The organism is Methylobacterium trifolii (assembly GCF_022179685.1).
GTDB lineage: Bacteria > Pseudomonadota > Alphaproteobacteria > Rhizobiales > Beijerinckiaceae > Methylobacterium > Methylobacterium trifolii.
This window is the reverse complement of record NZ_BPRB01000412.1, coordinates 1-1,716: the sequence shown is the minus strand read 5'-3', so window position 1 is coordinate 1,716 and position 1,716 is coordinate 1. Positions and strand designations below refer to the sequence as shown.

The 1,716-nt window shown below is 66.8% G+C and carries 2 protein-coding genes; both read right to left on the bottom strand.

The window, feature by feature from the left end:
• Nucleotides 1-75 precede the first annotated feature (75 nt).
• Nucleotides 76-1,257, bottom strand: a complete 1,182-nt coding sequence (locus COGEMETH_RS25390; RefSeq protein WP_238185432.1) for an acetyltransferase domain-containing protein — start codon at nucleotides 1,255-1,257, stop codon at nucleotides 76-78.
• Nucleotides 1,257-1,716, bottom strand: a 460-nt coding sequence (locus tag COGEMETH_RS25385; protein ID WP_238185431.1) for a TonB-dependent siderophore receptor, incomplete at its 5' end; no start/stop codon positions are given. The genes COGEMETH_RS25390 and COGEMETH_RS25385, both read right to left, overlap by 1 nt.

The following is a 1,716-nucleotide window of genomic DNA, read 5'->3' as shown; positions in this document are numbered from 1 at the left end:
AGCGGACCTTCCGAGGGTCGGCAAGGGGCCGGGCGTGGGCCCAGGGAACGGGCTCCATCCGTCAGATTTCATCCACTAGAGATACCTGAGCCAGGCGATCTCGCGTCGGGATGCCTTGAAGCGCGAGAACCAAGCCGTCGGCCAGTAGAGGGGCACGACCAGGCCGACGTACCAGGCCAGCACCCAGCCATAGCTCGCAACGCCGAACACCGTGCCCTGCGTCGGGCCCCAGATGGCGACGGCGCCATGGTACAGGAGCCGCAGAATCGTGAGGTGGAGCAGGTAGAAGAACAACGGCGCTCCGCCGAACACCGCCAGGGCCGAGACGACCGGGGCGTCGCGCATCCGTTCAAGGGCAACCAGGAGCAGCGCCCCGATCCCGAGCGTCAGCAGCAGGAACAACAACGAGGGGGGATACTTCGTCAGCGAGACGAAGCTCAACGTGGTTCGAAGCGCGTCGCCCTCGACGACGAACCAGGGCTTGTCGCCGTAGCCGTTCGCCAGACGCAGGACCATGAAAGCGACGAGCATCCCGCAGCTAAGGGCCAGAAACCGGCGCTCGCGGGTTTGCGCCACTACGGTGGGCAGGAACCACGGGCCGATTGCGTAGCCGAGCACGATCACGCCGATCCACGGGAGCACCGGATAGGTCGTCTTGGCGACCAGCCCGAACGGCAACGCGATGACGTCGCGCTGGTGCAGCATCGCCCAGACCGCGAAGAACGGTTGGTCAGGCTGGAGGTGGATCGGGTCGAGGAGGTTGTGGCCGCAGACGACCAGCAGCCCCACCGTGAACAGGATCGGACGTGGCAAGCCGACCAGCACCGCGAGGACGATCATGCAGACGCCGATGCACCAGATGACCTGCAGCCAGAGCGTCGGGCTGGCCACGCCCCAGTACAGTTCCGACAGGTAGAGGACCTCAAGCGCCATCAGCACGAGCCCACGCTTCAGCAGGTAGGCCCGCGTCTCCGCCAGCGTGTGCCGGGTGCCGAACAGGTACGCAGCCACGCCGGTCAACGCGATGAAGATGGGTGCGCACAGGCTGACGAGGAGGCGGGCCAGGGCCACGGCCGGCAGGGCGGTTCGGGCGTCGACCGGGTCGGCCACGGGTACGTGCAGGAACCAGGTCTCGCGCAGGTGATCGAGAAGCATCAGCACCATCACCAGCCCGCGTAGGGCATCGATGGAGGCGATGCGGCCGGACAGGAGCGATAGACTGGTCGATGCCTCCGGCGGCTCCGGACGCTCGCCCATCAGAACCGTGCCGTCATGCTGACGGTGACCCGCCGCGGCTCACCGACGCCGACCCAGAAGGTGTTGTAGGAGCGCTCGTAGTAGGTCTCGTCGAAAATGTTGTCGACGTTGAGCCCGAAGCGCAGGTTCTCGTAGCGGTAGTAGGCCAGCGCGTCCGTCAGGACGTACCCCGGCAAGCGGAAGCTCTCGACGCCGCTGTCGCCGAGCCGGGAGCCGACCGCTCGGAACCCACCGCCGATCCCAAAACCCTTCCAGTCGCCGGCCTGAACCTCGTAGATCCCGAGCAGCGAGCCGCTATGACGTGGAATGTTGAGGAGCGGTGATCCGACCCTCAGCACCTCGTCGCGGGTGACCGCCGCGTCGATGAAGGCGTATCCGCCAATCACCCGGAACTCGGGCGTGACCTGCCCAACCAGGCTGACGTCGAAGCCCTGGCTGCGCACCGCCCCGGCGGCGATC

Excerpts from the sequence above, each read along its gene's own strand:
- COGEMETH_RS25390 (WP_238185432.1), bottom strand. The coding sequence starts at position 1,257 with ATGGGCGAGCGTCCGGAGCCGCCGGAGGCATCGACCAGTCTATCGCTC.